Here is a 20,140-nt window from a genome sequence, read left to right as displayed (position 1 = left end):
TAAATGACCTCTGTATCCGTAGCACTCTGTACTTATAATGGCGAAAAGCACCTTAAAGAGCAGATAGAAAGCATTCTCAGTCAAACCCTTTCCGCAAATGAAATTATCATCTGCGATGATTGCTCTACAGATACAACAAGAGATATTTTAGCTCAGTATGTTCTTCAATATCCTGATTTGATTAAGATATACCACAATTCTGAAAATCTTGGATATGTGAAAAATTTTGAGAAGGCTTTATCACTTTGCACAAAAGACATAATATTTTTATGTGATCAGGATGACATTTGGATGGAAGACAAAATTGAAAAAATAATCAAAGATTACCTAGATAAAACTGAGACTGATATAATATGCCATAATGTTTTGCTTTTTGGTGAAGCTGTGAGTAAAAAGATAACTTATTGGGAACTGGAAGGTTTTAATCCGGAGAAATACATGACCAATAAGGATTTGTTGCAAAAACTGCTTTTTGAAGGCAATGTTTTTCCTGGCATGAGCATGTCTGTTAAAAAAACTTTTCTTGAAAAGCATCTTCCTCTAAAAAAAATTAATCCTCAGATTATCCATGATTATGAACTTTTGCTTTTAGCTTTAAATAACGGAACTTTCAAAATAAACCATCAGGTTCTCAGCAAATACAGAATTCATAAAGATCAAAAGATAGGATTTAAAAGATTTTCAAAAAAAAGTGATGAAGATAGGCAGACCCGCCAAAAATTATATTCAGTTTTTAGAAAAGCAGAATATATAAAAAGTATTGTTGAAAAACTATCATTAAATACTGATCTTATTGAAGATTATAAAACAATCTGTATAAAGAAATATCAGGAATATTTATCCCAAACTCCTGTTTCTAAAAGATTTATTGAGAGACTCAATTTAAAATACAGATATAAAATTTTTAAATTCTTATCGTGAAAATTTATATAATCATCGTCACCTACAATGCCATAAAATGGGCAGAAAGATGCTTCAGCAGTTTGAGACAATCTTCGGTACCGATAGACTGTATCGTGATAGACAATGGCTCAACAGACGGAACTCAGGATTTCATAAAAACGCGTTTTCCGGAGGTAAATTTGATACAGTCTCAACAAAACCTCGGGTTTGGAAAAGCCAACAATATCGGAATTGAAGAAGCTTATAAAAATAATGCAGACTTTTTCTATCTGATGAATCAGGATGCATGGCTATACGAAGACACCATTCAAAAACTTCTGGAGGTATATATAAATCATCCGGATAAGAAACAAATCGGTATCCTGAGTCCTGTACACATAGATGGTACCGAAAAAAAACTTGACATATTTCTGGATAAATACATTGCTTCTAATTTTGAAAAAACAAGGCTTATTTCTGATCTTTATTTCCAAAAAACAGAGCCTTTCTACGAAATGAGTTTCATCAATGCAGCGCATTGGTTTATTCCCAAATCTACCATAGAAACAGTGGGCGGGTTCAATCCTTACTTTTTCCATTACGGTGAAGATAATGAATATGTAAATAGAGTTCATTTTCATCAAAAAAAAGTTTTACTGGCTGTACATTCTAAAGCTGTACATGATGGAAAACAAATTTTGGGAAAAGTAGATTATACAAAATATCAGGATCGTAGTATTGAAACAAAAATACTTAATCCTAATAATCCCAATGCTTTATCTCAGGAAAAAAAGGCATTGCGACAAAGTATGATCAAAAATATGTTCTCAGGAAACAGAGTTCAATACAAAAAGCTTCAGGTAAAATATAGAAAGATCACTAAGGAAGAAAAAAAACTAGCAGAAATTGTTACACAAATTAAAAATGTAGGGTTAACATTCTTAAATTTGTAAATTAAAACATAAAGAAAGAAAATAATGTGCGGAATTGCAGGAATCATTACTCAAAATGCTCAGAATTACCAACAGGAAATTGTAAAAATGACCGATGCCATAGCACATCGGGGACCAGATTCCGCTCACTTCGAAACTCTTAATAATGCTATTTTGGGACATCGAAGGCTCTCTATTATTGATCTGTCCGATAACGGAAAGCAACCCATGTTTTCTAATACCCGCAAAGAATGTATCGTTTTAAACGGTGAAATCTACGGTTATCAGAAAATAAAAAAAGAATATTATAATTATCCCTACCGTGGAAATTCTGATACCGAGGTTATTTTGGCAATGTATCAGAAAAAAAAAGAAAAACTTATTACTGATTTACCCGGAATGTTTTCTTTTGCTATCTGGGACGAAGAACAACAACAGCTATACTGTGCAAGAGACCGGTTTGGCGAAAAACCTTTTTATTATGCCATTGGTAAAAATGACGAATTTATTTTTGCATCAGAAATTAAATCTATTTTAGCCAGCGGTCTTATTGAACCCCACGTCAATCAGGAAGCACTTTCGCACTATCTGCAATATGGTTATGTAAATACCTATCAGAGTATTTATTCTAATATTTTTACTTTACCTCCTGCACATCAACTCATCTGGAAGAATGGCAAGATCAATATTTCAAGATATTACAAATTACCTTCGCAGGACAAAACAATAAGTCTTGCCGAAGCGAAAGAAGAATTTGCTTTTCTCCTGAAAAATGCTGTCAAAAAACAATTGATTGCGGATGTAGAAGTAGGAAGCTTTCTAAGCGGAGGTTTAGACTCTTCTTCGGTTGTTGCCATGGTGAATGAATTTCTGCCCCATCAGACAACCATAAGTTTTGGTTATGATGACGTCAACAGTGAGCTAAAATATGCCCGGGAAATTGCAGAAAAATACAAAACCAATCATATTGAAATTTATGAGAAAAAGAATGACATAGCAACAGACTTGCTATCAATATCGCCATTTTTAGATGAGCCTTTTGCAGATATGAGCTATATTCCGCAATATAAAATCTGCGAAGCTGCCTCCAAACACCTCAAAGTTGTGCTTTCAGGAGATGTGGGTGACGAACTTTTCGGAGGCTATCATTTTTATCAAGGGGAAAATCAGCTCAAAAATCACTTTAGTTATCAAAACAGTATTGTAAAATTTGGTCTGAAATTTTATCAGAAATTCAGACCTCTTTCCTTTATTTCAAATCAGAATTTACGTTATCATTCTATTGTTGATTTTCATCAGAATCACGTAAGAAATTATTTCTCTTCTCAAGAACGAAAACAATTAGGGATTGAAATTGATTATTCACAGCCCTTTAGTTTTGATATAAATGAAAGTTCTCTGAATGATATTATGAGAATTGATCTGGAAAAATATGTCCCTTCAAATATGATGGTGAAATCTGATAGGATGGCAATGGCGAACTCTCTTGAAGTAAGAACTCCTTTTCTTGATCTTGATTTTGCTGAGTTTTGTATCCAGCTTCCTGAAAATCTTAAGCTTAATACCCATCACGATAAAATTATTCTTCGGGATACCATGCAAAACTACTGGACAGAAACTATCAGAAACAGGACAAAACAAGGTTTCGGCTCTTCGGTTAAAAATTGGTTTGCTGAAAAGAGTCTTCAAGATCTTTCTGACGAGCTTTTAAAAGATTCCTCACAGAAAATTTTCAAACACTTAGATTTTAAAAATACCCAAAAATTTCTCAATCAAGACGCAAAGCACTGGAACATTTTGCAGTTGGCACTTTGGGCAAATAAAAATTAATAAAAATACTTACAATGAGTTGGAAAAAAAAATTAAGTAGAAATTTTTATTATTACCGTTGGTTATTCTCCACAAAACATCTTCGGTCAGATTTCAAGAGCTTCAAAGTTTTGAGTATTGAAAAGACAATAGCTGAAGTATATCAAAGAAAAAAATCAATCAGCCGTTTTGGTGACGGAGAGTTTAGATTAATTGCCTCACAGGGACATTATTTAGAATTTCAGGAAAACAGTAACCTATTAAGTGAAAAACTTCAGGAAACATTACAGTCAAATTTGGAAAACCATTTGGTTTGTCTTCCCGAGCAATTTCATTCTTTTACAAATTTTAATATTAGCACAAAATATTGGTGGAAAAAATTTATCAACCACTATGGCAAGATATTAAATCCTTATCTAAATAGAAATAAAGTATATGGAAACTCTTTTGTGTCTCGTTTCTATTTGGGTTACAAGGATAAAACAAATAAAAGAAATGATAATATCATTAAAATGTTAAAAGAAATCTGGCATAATCAAGAGATTTTGCTTGTTGAAGGTCGCTATTCTAGATTAGGAGTGGGTAATAATTTATTTAACAACTCAAAATCAATACAAAGGATATTATGTCCTGATAAAAATGCGTTCAGACATTATGATAAAATTTTGGAGTCAGCCAGAAAATATGGAGAAAACAAAATAGTTCTGATTGCATTGGGACCTACGGCCACAATTCTTGCCTACGATCTAGCAAAAGACAATTACTGGGCATTAGATATTGGTCATATTGATATTGAATATATGTGGTTTTTACAATCTGCTCAAGAAAAATTGCCTATAGCTGGAAGATATGTAAACGAAGCTGCTGAACAAAAATCTTTTGATATTTCCGTTGAATTTTTAGAAAGCTATTTGAGTAGTATTATTTTAGAAATTAAAGAATGAGTTTAAATATATCCGTAATTATACCAGTTTATAATGCTGCTGAATTTTTAGAGAATGCAGTCAATTCTGCGTTGCAGTTTGAGGAAGTGAAAGAAATTTTGCTAATAGAAGATAAATCCACCGACCATTCTCTCTTGGTATGCCAAAAATTATCTGATAATAACGATAAAATAAAACTTTTTCAGCATGCGGATAAAGGAAATCACGGTGCAGGAGCTACGCGAAATCTGGGACTTGAAAAAGCTTCACACGATTTTATTGCTTTTCTTGATGCAGATGATTATTATCTTCCCAACCGTTTTGATGCCGAAAGAGAATTATTTAACGATAAAAAAATTGAAGGTGTTTTTGGGGCTATTGGTGTCGACTTTCTTTCTGAAAAGGGAAAACAAGAGTTTGAACGGAAATTTAAAAACAATACGCTGACTACTGTTAACTACCATGCTGAAGGTAATGATATTTTTTTAGGATTATTGCGTTTATCTCCTAAACAATTTGGCGTTTTCTTTTCACTGATAGGATTAACGATAAGAAAATCTGCTTTAGAGAGATCCGGATTACGTTTTAATGAAGAATTGCGAGTGCATCAGGATACAGATTTTAATCTTAAATTATCTTACTTGTGCCATTTGAAAACAGGAATCATCGACAAGCCTGTCTCTATAAGAGGTGTGCACGATGATAACAGAATTACCAAGATAAAACCATATTCGGCTCAGTTTTATAATAATATATTTAAACTTTACACTTCACTTTATTTTTGGAGTAAATCTGTTCCAGAAATGAATAAAAAAGCAATTAAAGTTATAAGACTCAGACATTTAAGTTTCAAAATCGCAAATATGAAAGGGATAAAAAAATATTTATATTTTGCATACTCTGCATTAACCTCCCCTGTTTTTGCAAAAACTGAATATAGATTTCATGCTCTAAAAAAACTCAAATGATAAAAAAAAGACTTTCTCAAATTTATGTTCTTCTATTTGATATATTTTATTATATCAATGCAAAATATTTTACAAATCATCATACAGAGAAAGAAAAGTACATTTTTATTGACTTTAAAAACCCTCAACTTTATCACAGGTATTTTTATACTTTGCTGAAAAATTTAAACTTAGCAGGCTATACAATTATATATCCAATGAATTTTCATACCTACAGAAATTTGAGAAATGGCGATGTATATTTATCTCTGATGCTAAAAGAAAAAGGATTTTTAACGCTAAAAAACATTTCTGAAAAAAAGCAATGCATTGTACTTACTGACAACCAATTTAGTGAAGATTATTATGATGTTTATTTTAATCAAAATAATACTTCCGGAGATTGTTATCACGTTCCGATGACGTTTCATCCTTTAATGTATCATGATGGCTATTGGAATACGGAGATAAATAAAAGCCAACGAATCAACAGCCTTTTTTGTTTCGGAAACTTTGACCGTGAAGCTTATAAAAATGTAAATAAGGCTCCATTTAATATCATTGACCGGGCAAGTCTCATAGAGCTTTTCAGTACTTTCACCAATTTTATCTCAGTTAAATCGGAAGATGAACTCTCGCATATCATCAACAATAGGGAAGAAAGAAAATACGTTTTTGTAGAAAAGTATAATCTCCCTATTCCTATGCAGAATGTAAGACCACTAATCAGTGAATTCAGATATTTTCTGTGCTGTCCTGGTGTTTTTGCGCCGTTGAGTCACAATTTTGCAGAAGCTGTATCTTGCGGTACTATTCCTGTTATTCAGAAAAACTATGCCGATACAATATATCCTGCCTTGAAGGATGGTTATAATGCATTTATTTTTAATGACATTGATGATTTAAATAATAAAATAATAAATAATATCTTTGATTTATCTGAAGCCGATTATAACACAATGAAAAAAAATGTTCTCCATTATTATAAAGAAAATATTCACCCTGTAGGATTCAGTAATAAAATACTTAATAATATCAACAAGAAAAAGATCTTCTTAAATGCAAGTGAAAGAAGTGTCAAAAAAATAAAAATCCAAATGCTATGATAAAAAAAATAAAAAGCATTCTTTTTGAAGAAGGCATCATAAACTACATTCAAAGAAAACGAAACATTACCTATCTTAATAGTAAGACTATTTTCACCATAAAGTATCGAAAAAAAAATACAAAAATAGTGCTTAACAGAAAATTTGGTCATGTAGATATGATGATTTTCAAAAACGGCATTTATGAGAAGGAAATTGTAGATGATATTTACAGTGAACTAGATAACAGCAAGATTTTACTAGATATTGGTAGTAATATAGGGCAACACTCTTTGCTTTTATCACCTTACTGCAAGGAAGTACATTCTTTTGAACCTATAAAAAGTGTATATGATCAGTTTAATTAAAGCATCAGAATCAATAGATTTCAAAATATTCATACTTATAACATTGCGGTATCAGACAAAAAAGAAAGTAAATCTTTTAATTTTGTAAAAAATCACGCTGGTACAAGTTCTTTTGTTGAGCGTGAAGCACAAAATGAAGTGGAAAAAATTACTGTGCATACAGATACTTTAGCCAATATTCTTATTGATAAAAAAATTGATGTTATTAAAATTGATGTAGAAGGATTTGAAGCTGTTGCTATCATGGGAAATAAAGATTTCATTCTAAAAAACACACCGGTAATATTTTCAGAATATAACCCTAATTGGATTGATAGAGAAGGTAGTTATTCCTCCACTGAATTTTTTTATTTTTTTATTGATAATAATTACCAAGTTTATAGTAGAAGATTTAATAAAAATCTATCAAAAGAAAATTTGAATACTGAATCTCAAGACAATTGGATTGCCAAACCTTTATAAAAATGAAAATCTCCGTAATTATCCCCGTTTACAATGCCGAAAAATATATCAGCCAAGCTGTGGAATCTGCTTTGCAGTTTAAAGAAGTATACGAAATTATTTTAGTTGAGGATCAATCGCCAGATAATGCTTTGGAAGTTTGTAAGAAACTAACCGAAAAACATGATCGAATAAAACTTTATCAACACCCAGACAAAGGAAATCATGGTGCTGGTGCAAGCAGAAATTTGGGAATTGAAAAATCTACAGGTGATTTTATTGCATTTTTAGATGCAGACGATTATTATTTACCAAACAGATTTGATGCAGAAAAAGAACTCTTTCAAAATCCAGAGGTAGAGGGTGTTTATGGTGCAATCGGCGTACATTATTACACTACAAAGGCTAAAGAACAATACTATCACATTTATATGGATAAATTGGATACCGTGTACAAAAAAGCTGACCCACAAGATGTTTGCCCGGGACAGATGAATCTTCGCGGAAGTTTTGGCTTGATTCACTTAGACACTTTAACTATCAGAAAATCTGTCATTTACAAAACAAAAAAAATGTTTGAGACCTCTTTGAGATTACACCAAGACACCGAGTTTACCATCAGATTAGCCTATTATCTTCAACTTTATACGGGAATAAATGATCAGGCAATCGCCATACGCGGGATTCATGAAAATAATAGAATTACACAGGTAGAAACCAAACAGACCAAACCCTCTTCTACAAAAATTTTGCTTTGGGAAAAACTGAAAAAGTGGGCAGAAACCGAACAAGAATTACCCGAAGAATACAAAACTCATATCAACAGAACGCACCGCAGTTTTGAAATTGCTAATGCGTCTTTTCTAAAAAAGTGGGGTATGATAGCAAAATATTTAATTTGTGATTACAAAAGCATCCGTTCCGGATTATATAATATTAATTTTCGAAATGAACTATGGTAGTTTATCAGACTAATTCTGTTTTATCTGTATTTTTTATATATTTTAAAAAGATCAAGAAAAATGCCGATATAATGTTTCGGTTTTATGCTTGTATCACCAATATCTGTCCATTTTTCAAGTGGAATCTCTCTTGCATAAATGTTTATGTCTGTATTTTTCTTAAAATTCAGTATTCTGAAGAAAACTTCAATATCAAAAACCCAATTCGTATCAAATATTTCTGAAAATGCTACATCTGAAAACTGTCTCGAAAACAGCTTTGCTCCACATTGAGTATCATATACAGGAATATCTAACAATAAACTATTTATTGTAGCAAAAAATCTTCCTATAAGATGTCTGGATAACTTTCTTTTAATATTACTCCCAACTCGATTTACTCTAGACCCAAATACAAATTGTATATCTTCACTCAAATATTCTGACAGTCTGGAAAGCTCATCTAAAGGTGTTGCCAAATCTGCATCTAAAAAAGCAAAATGTGTAAAGTCTAAATTTTTCACAGATTGGTATCCATGATATAAGGCATTAGACTTTCCTGAGTTTGCATGATTATCTACTACCAATACTTTATCTGGATACATAATTTTTATGCCATTAAGAACATCAATTGTTCTATCACTGCTCCCATCATTAATAAAGCAGAATGTGTACTCATTTTTAGAAATAAATGAAATATAGTCATTGATAGGCAGTCTTAATTCTTCATTATAGCAGGGAATTGCAACTAAAATTTTTTTTCGAATCATTCAATTAAATTCTAAATTTTATCAATGTTTTTGTACTTTAAGTACAGATATTCTATTTCTCAACTTTTAATGTTTTAATTTTATAATAATTGATTATATTTTGTTCTACTGTTGTATTATTTTTCTCATCCTGATCTATATAATCTTTACCTAAATCCAATAAAACTTTCCTGTTCATCTTACCAAAAAAATCTGTCTTATAATCAAATGACTTTTTTAAAATGACTTCAGGTGATTTTTTTGCAATAGTCTCTATTTGAGAAATGACCTCATTATAATTATTATATGCATTTCGAGTAATAAGTAATGCGCATATAAAATAAAACAGTAGAAAAACTCCAGACATGCATGTAAAAACATTGAAGAATAAGGATCTCTGAAAAATTATATTTGAACTTCTGAAAAATATTACCAGTAGAGAAATAATAACCAATACAAGGCTAAAAAAAAGTAATCTCGTTGCAATAATCGGTGAGTATGCTGCAATTATTACCCCTAAAGCAGCTAGAAACCAATATGAAAAAATTTCATAAGATAGCTTTTTTTCAATTCTTTTCTTAAATAACAATAGTAAAAAAATAAAAAATGCAACCGGGAAGATCAGTAGTAGTTCTAAATTATAATGAAAAAGAATGTGTGCTGTTTTCTTCAGGTTGATAAAATAATCTGCAAAGTTTAATTCAAATGCTTCCTTTCCTTCTCTTTCAAACCTGACTTTATTAGCAGGTGCAATCAATAAAATAATATATCCTATCATAACACTTATATAGCCTACAGTAAAGCGTTTCGGCAACAATATTTTTTTCTCCCTGATTATAAGAGATAAAAGTCCGAGACCTGTAAAAGCAATAAGTACAGGAGGACAGTGCTCATTACCCATACCTGTGAAAATCCCAAATACAATAATAAACCAGTAAGGTATTTTAAATTTTTTCAGATAATCTTTTTGATAGATAAAATAGCTTATTGCAAAGTATATATAAATCAAATAAAAAATATTCAACAATGTATAATTTGTGCTAAAAGGAACATAGATGAACATTTCTCCAAAATAATTAATCAAAAAAATAAATACTGCGAAAATGACAATAAATCCTTTTAAACTTTTTACATCATACCCTGGAATTCTTCGAAAAATCACAACGAAACTAACAATAAAAAAACCAATAAAAATCAATGTACCAATAATCAGTTTGTAAAAAATATTTCGTCCCAACAGATTTGAAAAGAACTGACCTGTTCTGGCATTAACTTCGAAATAAGAATTAAAATACTCTTTAAAAGGATGAAAATTATTAGTATCAAGATAATAAAACTCATCTCTTGAGCGAGGGTAGTAAAATAAGCTTAATAAAAATAAAATAATAATTAATAGTAAGAAGCTAATGAGACCTATTTTTTGAAAATCTAGTTTCATAAATTTGTGTGAACGATTAAGTAAGATGATTGAAAATGTAAAGGTAATATTCTAACTATTTTAGTGGCGATTGTTGTTTATTTAACAAAAACTCCCACAAACTTACCATCAAACTCAACGACAGTGGTCTCAATGTTGTTTTCTTCACAAAAATCCTGATAAGCAGAATTATCTCCTATGTCATCACTTATAAAAACACCTCCTTTTCTCAGTTTAGAATACAATTGGTTGTAAGCCCAAAGTCTTCCATTATAGCTTTTATCAGAATCATAATGGATAACATCAAAAACTTCTGTTTCTGCAAAAATTTTTGGTAAGGATTCTCTGTCGGCAAAACGAAATAATTTCCAGTTATTTTTTAAATATTCCGGAACGACATATCCTACATATTGGTCGCCATTCTGTCCTAGATAAGGCATGTCCGAACTGTAAAGAATCCCATTTCTTTTAGAAAGAGAGAGCAGTGATGCCAATGAAGACCATCCGTAAGCAACTCCAGTTTCAATTACATTCTTAGCATTACAGTATTCACAGGCATAATAAATTAATTCTAAAGCTCCCGGACCTCCCATTTTTATAGGACATTCTTCTTCTTTTTGTAAAGACCGGTCTAAAACATCACGATAATCATGTCTGAATGAAATGATATTTACGCCAAATAGTTTAGAAATCGCATCGTATTGAGAAATAGAATTCGTCTCTGCCCAAAAAAGCGTTTTTTCTTTTCCTTTAAAGGCATTATTTCTGTTAATTGTGTTTTTCAAAATCTTTCTTCCCAGCTCAGGATAAAGATCAGGTCTTTTAAGGTAACCTATAAAAGTTTTGAGAACTCTGGTAATTTCGCTCACAGTGTTTGTATTAATTATGCAAAAGTATAATTTTTTCTATTAAAACAGTATTTTAATCAATGAATTATAAAATTTAGTTTAATTAGCCATCTAAAGTATTATTTTAAAATATTATCTTGCACCTTAATTACACAATCGTTAAAAAATTTATTAAGATGAGCATTTGGGTAAAAGCTATACGGTTCATTACGCGAAAATCGCTTTTAAAAGAACTTCAAGACGCAGGGTCTGTGCATTCTTCATTAAAGCTGGGACATATCCATGATTTCGAAATCAACCGTAATTTAAAAAATTTGATTATAGAAAAAAACATCAAATTTTATAATCATGTGAATATCACAATAGGGAAAAATGCAGCTTTAGAAATTGATGAAAACACTACAATCAATAAGTATACATCCCTTGTAGCGCTAGAAAAAATAACCATAGGGAAAAATTGTCTGATTGGCGAAAATGTAAAAATTTATGATAACAACCATAGAATTGATATCCGGGACGGAATAAAGTTCTCCAATCATAAAGAATTTACTACATCATCTGTAAAAATTGGAAACAATTGCTGGCTGGGGAGTAATGTAACGATATTAAAAGGAGTTACTATAGGCGATAATAGTATCATTGGCGCAGGATGTACAATTTATAAAAATGTACCAGCCAATACAACTGTTATCAATAAACAGGAACTCATATTTAAAAATTCCCTGTAGGATGAAATTCTCAGTACTTATTGCTCACTACAACAATTCAGTTTATTTTAAAGACTGTTATGAATCTCTCAAAAACCAGACTTATCCCAATTGGGAAGCGGTTATTTTAGACGATGCCTCAAAAGATTCCGAAAAGAAAGCTGTCATAGAGTTGATACAGAATGATTCAAGATTTAAGTTTTATGAAAATGAAGAAAATTCCGGTGTAGGCATTACGAAATCTAAACTTATTGAGCTTGCTAGCGGTGAAATATGCGGTTTTGTTGATCCCGATGATGCTTTACTTCCTTCTGCAATACAAAAGGCTATCGATATTTTTAGAAACAATCAAGATGTAGTGCTTGCTTATTCACGTTTTGTAAGTTGTGATCAAAATATGAAACCCTTATCTGAATTCAAATCTGCAATGCAGATTCCTAATAACGACCGTTTTTTTTTCAATTACCCTGTACAGATTGCACATTTTGTGAGTTTTAGAAAAAAAACTTATGAACTTACAGAAAAAATGAACTCATCCTTAAAAATTTCAGAAGATCAGGATCTTTATCTCAAGCTTTATGAAAAAGGAAAAGTAAAATTTATTGATGAAGCCAATTATCTTTACCGAACTCACCCAAAAGGTATTTCGCAAAATGAAAACAAAAAAGAATCTTATGAATATTGGGGACATGTGATATTTAATGCTATGAAAAGAAGGCATATTTCGCATATCAATGGCAAAAAAATTCCAGAATCTTATACAAATTCTACGGAAATATTCAGCTTGTTATCATACCAAAACAAAATTTTTTACAGGATAGTAAAAAAACTGAAAATATTATTTCAGAAAATATGACACAAAAAAAAAAAATAAAAATTCTCTTCAGACACCGTTCTATGGAAATGGGCGGAGTTGAGAAAGTAATGTTAAGTATTCTAAGAAATTTAGATCAAAATAAATTTGAAATAACTGTACTGCTAAGTCTTAATCAGGGTGAACTAAGAAATGAAATACCTTCCCATGTACGAAAGGTTTATTTAGCAGATGGCAGAGAGGATCTTTCCAAAAATGTCCTGATTCAAAAACTGCAGCTATTCCGAAGAAAAAATAAACTTGTAAAACTTCTTAGTAACCCCGGGGTTATTGATAATAATATATTAAAAGATTCATTTGACATTGAAGTCGGGATGACTTATAATGATTTTCAATTAGTTCTAAACTCAACAAACAACAAATCCAAAAAAATTGCATGGTTTCATTCGGAAATCAACACACCAGGACTTCAGCCACTGGTATCGGTAATTCTTGAACAATTTACTAAGTTTGACACAATTGTATATTGTTCACAAAGAATCAAAGAAATTTTGCATGTAAACTATCCAAAGCTTAGTTTACCTGAAGAACATGTTATCGTTAATTCTATTCCTGTTGATGAAATTATATCAAAATCGAAAGAAACAATACAAGACTTTCCAAACACGAAAAATCCTGTTTTTGTGTCTTTGGGTAGACTCCACAATAGAAAAGGTTATCACAATCTGATAGACGTTCACAAAAAATTAAATAATGAAGGTCTAAAGCATACAATTATCGTATTAGGTGACGGAGAAGAACGGGAGAATCTTACAAACAAAATAAAAGAAAATAAAGTAGAAGAGTCTTTTATTTTACTAGGAAATAGGATGAATCCTTATCCTTATATCAAATTGGCAGATTTTTTCATACTCCCCTCCCGTTCAGAAGCATGGCCATTGGTAATTGCAGAAGCATTAATTTTACAAAAGCCAATTATTGCTACAGATACAGGAGATGTTTCAAAAATGATTAGCCATAATAAAACAGGCTATGTAGTAAAATATGATAACGGAGAAATTTATGATGCAATGAAATTATTTCTTTCCAAAGAAAATATCATTATTGAAATAAAAAATAATCTCAAAAACATAGAAAATCAATTTGATAATCGAAAAATTTTCGACAAGATTGAAGAAGTATTTACCAATCTTTATAATCACAAAAATGCTGAGTAGAATTATAACCAAAATATTTTCAATTATTGATACTCTAAGATGGAACAGCTATTACAAAACCTGTGAAAAAAGAGGAATGAAACTAGGGACAAACGTGGCTTTATCTCATGGAATAAATTTTGGAAGTGAGCCTTATCTTATAGAAATTGGAGATTTTAGCCGTGTTTCAAATTCCGTATCGTTTATCAATCATAGTGGAGGGCAGTTGCTCATGCGTACTTACGAAGATTATAAAGATGTAAGAATATTCGGAAGAATAAAAATTGGTGAAAAATGTTTTATAGGAGCTAAATCTACCATATCTTATGGTGTGGAGATAGGAAATCGCTCTATAATAGGAACAGGCTCTGTAGTCACAGAATCAATTCCTGCCGATAGTGTTTATGCAGGAGTTCCAGCTAAATTTATCTGTACTACGAAAGATTATTATGAGCGAAAAAAATTAGAAAACATACAGTATCCCAGAGAATTAGAAGCTGAGAGATCAAAGCTTGACCAATTTCTTATCAAAAATTTGCCACATACCTACAAACCTATAAAAAAATAGATGTCCTCAAAAAAGAAAATCCTGATTCGAATTGGCTCTCTTCGTCATGGTGGCGCAGAAAAAGTGTTAGCGACTTTTCTGAAAAATCTTCCTAAAGATAAATATGAGATTGATTTGCTTTTAAACTTATATTCAGGAAAATATTTGAGTGAAATTCCGAAGTGGATTAATATCATTTATCTGAATAAGGGCGAAATGATTACTACCAATCGCTTGCAAGATCTTCCGGAAAAAGCTTTTAGAGTACTTTATCAGGGACTTTTGAAAAAATTTCCTAAAATTCTATATTCTGTTATTCTTAAAAACAAAAAATATGATATAGAATTTGCCGCCATTCACGGAATGAGAGACGAAATTCTAAACTCACCCATTACTTCGTCTAAAAAAATAGTGTGGATTCACAATGACCTTACCAAAACCGAATTTCACAATTACACTGAAACTGAGTTTAGAAAATTTTTCGGGTTCGATAAAATAATGGTGATTTCGGAGAAAATTCATAACGATTTTAAAAAATTAGTCCAAAACGAAACAGAAAAAAGTAAAATCGTAAGAATTTACAATCCTATTGACATACAAGAGATTTTAGAAAAATCAGAAATCAGAGATCCAAAGCCTGAAGAAAGAAAAAATAAACAATCAAATAACAATCCACATCCAACTTTCGTAAGTGTAGGAACTGTTTTTCCACAAAAAGGTTTTGATAGGCTGCTAAAAGTTCACAAAAAGTTATTAGAGGAAGGTTATCAGCACCGAATCCGGATCATTGGCGATGGTTATGATTTTGAAAACATCAAACAACTAAAAACAGAATTAGGTGTAGATGAAACTGCGGAAATGCTTGGCTTCACAGACAATCCTTATCCCTATTTCAAAGCAGCAGAATTTTATATCCTGAGTTCCAGATACGAGGGTTTTCCTACAGTTTTGTTTGAAGCTATTGCGTTAAAAAAAAATATTATCGCTACCGAAGTTTCGGGTGTGAGAGAAATGCTGGAAAACGGCAAGTTGGGTTTAATTACCGACAATTCTGAAGAAGGAATTTATGATGGTATGAAAAAAGCATTGACAATACCTTCTTATTTTGAAACTTATCAGAATAACCTTAAAAATTACCGAATGCCATTCAGCCTGGAAAATTCTGTCAATTCAATTATGAAAATTATTGATGAGTCTGCATCACTCTAACTGATATTTTTGTACTGAAAACAAAGTTATATCGTACCTTTTAAAAATTAACGAGATTTCTGTTTCACTTTTATAAGGCTATTTAATCTTCATTATGAGTTTAATATTATACATACATCATGTTTAAATTTTGATTGAGTAATTTGTAAATTAATTCACAAACATCTCACTGCCTGAAGTTATTGGCAGAAAATCTAGCAGATGGTGAGAAGAACATTTTTCTAAAAAACACTTTTTAAAATTAAACATACTTCAATTACAATTATTTATTTTTGTACTGACATAAATCAACAATTCAGTTGATCTATTGTTCACACAATGCACAATATGAAAAACCACACTACAATACAGAAAGATTTCTACAGAGAAAGCGGAAAATGGCTTTCCGGCAAAGAGATTTGGATAAAATGTATTAATCCGAACCTGCATTATGTCTTTCTTTTAAGAAAATGTCAAAAACATTCAAAAAAATCAATTTCAGGCATTTTCTGGCGATTGTTATTAAGACATTTTCAGATTAAGTATGGCTTTCAGATTTATCCGGAAACCGAAATAGGAGAAGGCTTTTATTTAGGACATTGGGGAACAGTAGTAATTAATCCGAAAGCAAAAATCGGCAAAAACTGCAATGTTGCACAGGGAGTAACCATCGCACAGGCTAACAGAGGAAAAAATGAAGGTGTTCCTGAGATTGGGAATCAGGTTTGGATTGGTCCGAATGCAGTAATTGTAGGAAAAATAAAGATTGGAGACAATGTGCTTATTGCTCCCAATGCTTATGTAAACTCAGATGTTGCAGCAGATTCTTTAGTTATCGGTAATCCTGCACAAATTATTTCGAAAGAAAATGCTACAGAAGGATACATCAATCACATGGTTTGAAAAGCGTGTTCCCGAAACTAGAAACCCCAGATTAACAAAGGATTTTTTAAATTAATTTTTATTATATTTATGCGTTTAATTTAAAAAAATAACTAAATGTCTCAAAAGTACAACAAAATTTTTGAAAACAACAAGACGTGGATTGAGAAGAAGTTAGGCGAAGATGCTGACTTTTTTAAGAAATTATCTTCAGGACAAGCACCTGATTATCTGTACATTGGATGCAGTGATTCCAGAGTAACCGCAGAAGAGCTTATGGGAGCAGGTCCTGGTGAAATTTTCGTCCACCGCAACATTGCTAATGTTGTAAACACTCTTGATATGAGTTCTACAGCTGTAATCCAATATGCAGTGCAACATTTAAAAGTAAAACACATTATTGTTTGCGGACATTACGGATGTGGTGGCGTAAAAGCGGCAATGACTCCACAGGATTACGGATTGATGAATCCTTGGCTGAGAAACATCAGAGATGTGTATAGATTGCATCAAGCTGAGCTGGATGGAATAGAAAACGAACACCAGAGATACAACCGCCTGATTGAGCTTAATGTACAAGAGCAGTGTGTGAATGTAGTAAAAATGGCAGTGGTGCAGGAAAGATATATTTTAGAACAGTATCCTATTGTACATGGCTGGGTTTTCGATCTGGAAACAGGAAAAATTATTGATCTGAATATTGACTTTGAAAAAATATTAAAAGATATTCAGAAAGTTTATGATCTTACCAATTCTGAATGGGTAATGAGCAGAAAAAACAATATTAACTTAAAAGACTAAGACATCAATACATTACTGAAATACACGGGCATTTTAACATTGGCAATTTTTGTCAACTTTATCGTATTGCCTAGTTTGGCTGTAATGTTTGATTGGAATCTTACCACACTTAACAATAATATAATCGAAGAAGAGGTAAAGAACAATACTGCGAATTTTAATGAAAAATTCCCTCCTAAACCTTACAAATGCAGTGATTATATATTGTTAAAACAATCTATAGAAAACAAAAAGAACAAATTCGTACAAAGAGATGTTTCTACACATCTAAGTCCTTTTATTTCTATATTTTCACCGCCTCCGGAAGTTTAACATTAATATTTTATAGCAATTAAAAGTTATTAATTGCCTGATCTAATGTGCTTATATTTTCATATAGGCGTATTGTCATTTCATAATTATTATATTAAACTAAGTAATGAAAAAAGTTTCATTTTTTGCAGATTTTAAACAAAATCTGCCATCCGGATTAGTCGTATTTCTGGTAGCTCTTCCTTTGTGTTTGGGAATTGCACTCGCTTCCGGAGCGCCACCACTATCAGGAATTATTGCAGGTATCGTAGGTGGCCTTGTTATTGGTTTTTTGAGCAACTCCCATGTTTCTGTTTCTGGTCCGGCTGCGGGTCTCGCGGCAATTGTTTTGGCAGGAATTACAGATTTGGGAAGCTTCGAACTATTTTTGGTAGCAGGAATTATTGCGGGAGTCATACAACTGGTTCTTGGTTTTTTAAGAGCCGGCAGCATTTCCAATTATTTCCCGAATAATGTGATAGAAGGAATGCTTGCAGGTATTGGGGTCATCATTATTTTGAAACAAATTCCCCATTCTGTGGGCTATGATAGAGATTTTGAAGGTAATCAAAGAATTTTTGACGGTTTTAATCTTCAGGAATATTTAAACAATCTTAGCAATGCCATTTCTCCGGGAGCAGTAATTGTTACTCTGGTTTCTCTTGCCATTCTTATCATCTGGGATAAAGTTCACCTATTAAAAAGAATAAAAATGCTTCCGGGAGCTTTAGTAGCAGTAGCGGTAGGAATTCTTTTGAATGAAGTTTTTAAAGGCAGCTCTTTAGAAATTGCGAAAGAACATCTGGTGAACTTGCCTGTTCCGGAATCTACTGAAGACTTCAAAAAATTAATTACATTTCCTGATTTTAAAGGATTTCTGAATTTTGATGTCTGGCTTTTAGGAGCAACCATAGCTATCGTAGCCTCTATAGAGACGCTGCTTTGTATAGAAGCATCAGACAGAATGGATGTGCACAAAAGAATTACAGATACCAATTTAGAGCTGAAAGCTCAGGGAATAGGAAACCTGATTTCTTCATTCATTGGAGGATTACCAATGACTTCGGTTGTGGTAAGATCTTCTGCCAATGCCAGTGCAGGTGCAACCAATAAAAGCTCTGCCATCATCCACGGTATATTTATGTTGATCTGTGTGCTTACAATTCCTTTTCTGCTTAATAAAATTCCTTTGGCTACATTGGCAGCTGTACTGCTGATAGTAGGTTACAAATTAGCAAGCCCTGCTAAACTGAAACATTTCTGGGAAAAAGGAAAGTATCAGTTTTTACCATTTATTGCCACGTTAATTGCTGTTGTAGCTTTAGATCTTCTAAAAGGCGTTGCGTTAGGAATTGGTTTCTCTATATTTTACTTATTACAAGGAAATATGAAAAGGGCTTACTATTTCAGTAAAGAGCAACTTGAAGGCGCAGATGAGGTAAGGATAAATCTTGCTGAAGAGGTTTCTTTTTTAAACAAAGCTGCCATAAAAAAAACGCTTAAAAATATAGAATCAAACTCTAAAGTGATTATTAATGCGAGTAAAACCTCCTACATTTCTGATGATATCATAGAAATGATAGAAGATTTTGCCAATGTAAGAGCTGTAGAAGATAATATAGATGTGCGTTTGGAAGGGTTTAAGACTTCATATAGAGAATATGCAAATGATCAGCATTCCCATGTAAAAGTGACTCACAAAAGAACAATATAATTCTTAAACAGATGTTATAATCTCATTATAGGCAATTTAATTTTAGCATCCATATCATTTCCGCCGCAAGCTTTGCTTGCGGCGGATTTTATTTTCCGTTAAATGCAGACATCGTATTATTGATTCCTGCAAAAACAAATGAAAGACATGCTTTTGCAAACTTTTCAATTCTTTCAGGGAGCTTTTCACTCTCTTCTTCGTTCCAGCTTCCCAAAACATAGTCTACCTGCCTTCCTTCAGAAAATTCCGCTGAAATTCCAAAGCGAAGTCTCGCATAATTTTGAGTCTGCAAAATCTCCTGAATATTCTTCAGTCCGTTGTGACCCGCATCAGAACCTTTCATTTTCATTCTCAAAATTCCGAATGGCAAAGCCAGATCATCGGTAACAATCATTACATTTTCCAACGGAATATTTTCTTTCTGCATCCAGTATTTTACGGCGTTTCCGGAGAGGTTCATGTAAGTATCCGGTTTTAGAACAAACACTTTTCTGCCTTTATATTTACCTTCCGCCATCCATCCAAAATTGGTTGTATTGAAAGAAACTTCCAGATTTTCAGCGATTTTATCAGCCACTTTAAAGCCTATATTATGACGGGTATTTTCATACTCTGCTCCTTTATTGCCAAGACCAACAATTAAATACTTCATGAAATT

Annotated in this window: 22 protein-coding genes; 18 read left to right on the top strand and 4 right to left on the bottom strand. The window is 31.9% G+C overall.

All coding sequences use genetic code 11. The features are described from left to right. Positions 1–3 precede the first annotated feature (3 nt). From FOL89_RS03900 to FOL89_RS03860, 9 genes are all read left to right on the top strand, one after another. Positions 4–921 carry a glycosyltransferase gene (locus tag FOL89_RS03900; RefSeq protein WP_144281537.1) on the top strand — a complete coding sequence of 306 codons (918 nt, stop codon included), beginning with the start codon at positions 4–6 and terminating at the stop codon, positions 919–921. Then, a complete protein-coding gene (locus FOL89_RS03895; protein ID WP_228444852.1) occupies positions 918–1,835 on the top strand; it encodes a glycosyltransferase family 2 protein in 918 nt (305 codons plus the stop codon). Before FOL89_RS03900 ends, FOL89_RS03895 begins: the two co-directional genes overlap by 4 nt. Positions 1,836–1,859: 24 nt before the next feature. After that, positions 1,860–3,644 (top strand): asparagine synthase (glutamine-hydrolyzing), encoded by a 1,785-nt coding sequence (gene asnB, locus FOL89_RS03890; RefSeq protein WP_144281535.1) that lies wholly within the window; start codon positions 1,860–1,862, stop codon positions 3,642–3,644. Between the two features lie 110 nt (positions 3,645–3,754). After that, a complete protein-coding gene (locus tag FOL89_RS03885; protein ID WP_185146906.1) occupies positions 3,755–4,567 on the top strand; it encodes a GT-D fold domain-containing glycosyltransferase in 813 nt (270 codons plus the stop codon). Continuing rightward, positions 4,564–5,514 carry a glycosyltransferase family 2 protein gene (locus FOL89_RS03880; protein ID WP_144281533.1) on the top strand — a complete coding sequence of 317 codons (951 nt, stop codon included), beginning with the start codon at positions 4,564–4,566 and terminating at the stop codon, positions 5,512–5,514. Before FOL89_RS03885 ends, FOL89_RS03880 begins: the two co-directional genes overlap by 4 nt. Continuing rightward, entirely contained in the window at positions 5,511–6,599 is a 1,089-nt protein-coding gene (locus tag FOL89_RS03875; protein WP_144281532.1) for a hypothetical protein, read from the top strand. Before FOL89_RS03880 ends, FOL89_RS03875 begins: the two co-directional genes overlap by 4 nt. After that, the gene (locus FOL89_RS03870) at positions 6,596–6,946 is read left to right on the top strand and encodes a class I SAM-dependent methyltransferase (RefSeq protein ID WP_144281531.1); all 351 of its coding nucleotides are present in this window, start codon (positions 6,596–6,598) and stop codon (positions 6,944–6,946) included. The genes FOL89_RS03875 and FOL89_RS03870 overlap by 4 nt, the downstream gene beginning before the upstream one ends. Positions 6,947–6,949: 3 nt before the next feature. Continuing rightward, positions 6,950–7,408 carry an FkbM family methyltransferase gene (locus tag FOL89_RS03865; protein ID WP_144281530.1) on the top strand — a complete coding sequence of 153 codons (459 nt, stop codon included), beginning with the start codon at positions 6,950–6,952 and terminating at the stop codon, positions 7,406–7,408. A 2-nt stretch (positions 7,409–7,410) separates the two neighbouring features. Next, complete coding sequence (locus FOL89_RS03860) at positions 7,411–8,349, top strand: glycosyltransferase family 2 protein (RefSeq protein WP_144281529.1); 939 nt, start codon at positions 7,411–7,413, stop codon at positions 8,347–8,349. Between the two features lie 20 nt (positions 8,350–8,369). Here the strand turns inward: FOL89_RS03860 and FOL89_RS03855 are convergent, their stop codons facing one another. The 3 genes from FOL89_RS03855 to FOL89_RS03845 all read right to left on the bottom strand — a co-directional run bounded on the left by FOL89_RS03855 (position 8,370) and on the right by FOL89_RS03845 (position 11,363). After that, positions 8,370–9,098, bottom strand: a complete 729-nt coding sequence (locus FOL89_RS03855) for a glycosyltransferase (RefSeq protein ID WP_144281528.1) — start codon at positions 9,096–9,098, stop codon at positions 8,370–8,372. 52 nt (positions 9,099–9,150) lie between these two features. Further along, positions 9,151–10,515 carry a DUF6056 family protein gene (locus tag FOL89_RS03850; RefSeq protein WP_144281527.1) on the bottom strand — a complete coding sequence of 455 codons (1,365 nt, stop codon included), beginning with the start codon at positions 10,513–10,515 and terminating at the stop codon, positions 9,151–9,153. A gap of 77 nt (positions 10,516–10,592) precedes the next feature. Then, the gene (locus FOL89_RS03845; protein WP_144281526.1) at positions 10,593–11,363 is read right to left on the bottom strand and encodes a class I SAM-dependent methyltransferase; all 771 of its coding nucleotides are present in this window, start codon (positions 11,361–11,363) and stop codon (positions 10,593–10,595) included. A 155-nt stretch (positions 11,364–11,518) separates the two neighbouring features. On the opposite strand from FOL89_RS03845, the gene FOL89_RS03840 reads away from it, so the two are divergent. From FOL89_RS03840 to FOL89_RS03800, 9 genes are all read left to right on the top strand, one after another. Beyond that, a complete protein-coding gene (locus FOL89_RS03840; protein ID WP_144281525.1) occupies positions 11,519–12,070 on the top strand; it encodes an acyltransferase in 552 nt (183 codons plus the stop codon). A 1-nt stretch (position 12,071) separates the two neighbouring features. After that, positions 12,072–12,905: a glycosyltransferase family 2 protein gene (locus FOL89_RS03835; RefSeq protein WP_144281524.1), complete on the top strand. Its 834-nt coding sequence runs from the start codon at positions 12,072–12,074 to the stop codon at positions 12,903–12,905. Next, positions 12,902–14,080: a glycosyltransferase gene (locus FOL89_RS03830; RefSeq protein WP_144281523.1), complete on the top strand. Its 1,179-nt coding sequence runs from the start codon at positions 12,902–12,904 to the stop codon at positions 14,078–14,080. Before FOL89_RS03835 ends, FOL89_RS03830 begins: the two co-directional genes overlap by 4 nt. Then, positions 14,070–14,627 (top strand): acyltransferase, encoded by a 558-nt coding sequence (locus tag FOL89_RS03825; protein ID WP_144281522.1) that lies wholly within the window; start codon positions 14,070–14,072, stop codon positions 14,625–14,627. Before FOL89_RS03830 ends, FOL89_RS03825 begins: the two co-directional genes overlap by 11 nt. Beyond that, the gene (locus FOL89_RS03820) at positions 14,628–15,815 is read left to right on the top strand and encodes a glycosyltransferase (protein WP_144281521.1); all 1,188 of its coding nucleotides are present in this window, start codon (positions 14,628–14,630) and stop codon (positions 15,813–15,815) included. Between the two features lie 327 nt (positions 15,816–16,142). Next, complete coding sequence (locus FOL89_RS03815) at positions 16,143–16,697, top strand: serine O-acetyltransferase (RefSeq protein WP_144281520.1); 555 nt, start codon at positions 16,143–16,145, stop codon at positions 16,695–16,697. A gap of 96 nt (positions 16,698–16,793) precedes the next feature. Then, positions 16,794–17,477, top strand: a complete 684-nt coding sequence (locus FOL89_RS03810; protein WP_144281519.1) for a carbonic anhydrase — start codon at positions 16,794–16,796, stop codon at positions 17,475–17,477. Between the two features lie 39 nt (positions 17,478–17,516). Next, positions 17,517–17,789: a hypothetical protein gene (locus FOL89_RS03805; RefSeq protein ID WP_228444851.1), complete on the top strand. Its 273-nt coding sequence runs from the start codon at positions 17,517–17,519 to the stop codon at positions 17,787–17,789. A 106-nt stretch (positions 17,790–17,895) separates the two neighbouring features. Beyond that, complete coding sequence (locus FOL89_RS03800; protein ID WP_144281517.1) at positions 17,896–19,482, top strand: SulP family inorganic anion transporter; 1,587 nt, start codon at positions 17,896–17,898, stop codon at positions 19,480–19,482. A gap of 88 nt (positions 19,483–19,570) precedes the next feature. Here the strand turns inward: FOL89_RS03800 and pth are convergent, their stop codons facing one another. Next, a complete protein-coding gene (gene pth, locus FOL89_RS03795; RefSeq protein WP_144281516.1) occupies positions 19,571–20,134 on the bottom strand; it encodes an aminoacyl-tRNA hydrolase in 564 nt (187 codons plus the stop codon). Between the last annotated feature and the right edge of the window lie 6 nt (positions 20,135–20,140).

The sequence above is a fragment of the Chryseobacterium echinoideorum genome (genome assembly GCF_007474535.1).
In the GTDB taxonomy this organism is placed as follows: Bacteria; Bacteroidota; Bacteroidia; order Flavobacteriales; family Weeksellaceae; genus Chryseobacterium; species Chryseobacterium echinoideorum.
Note: the sequence above shows the minus strand (reverse complement) of the source record. Positions and strands in the feature narration are given on the sequence as shown.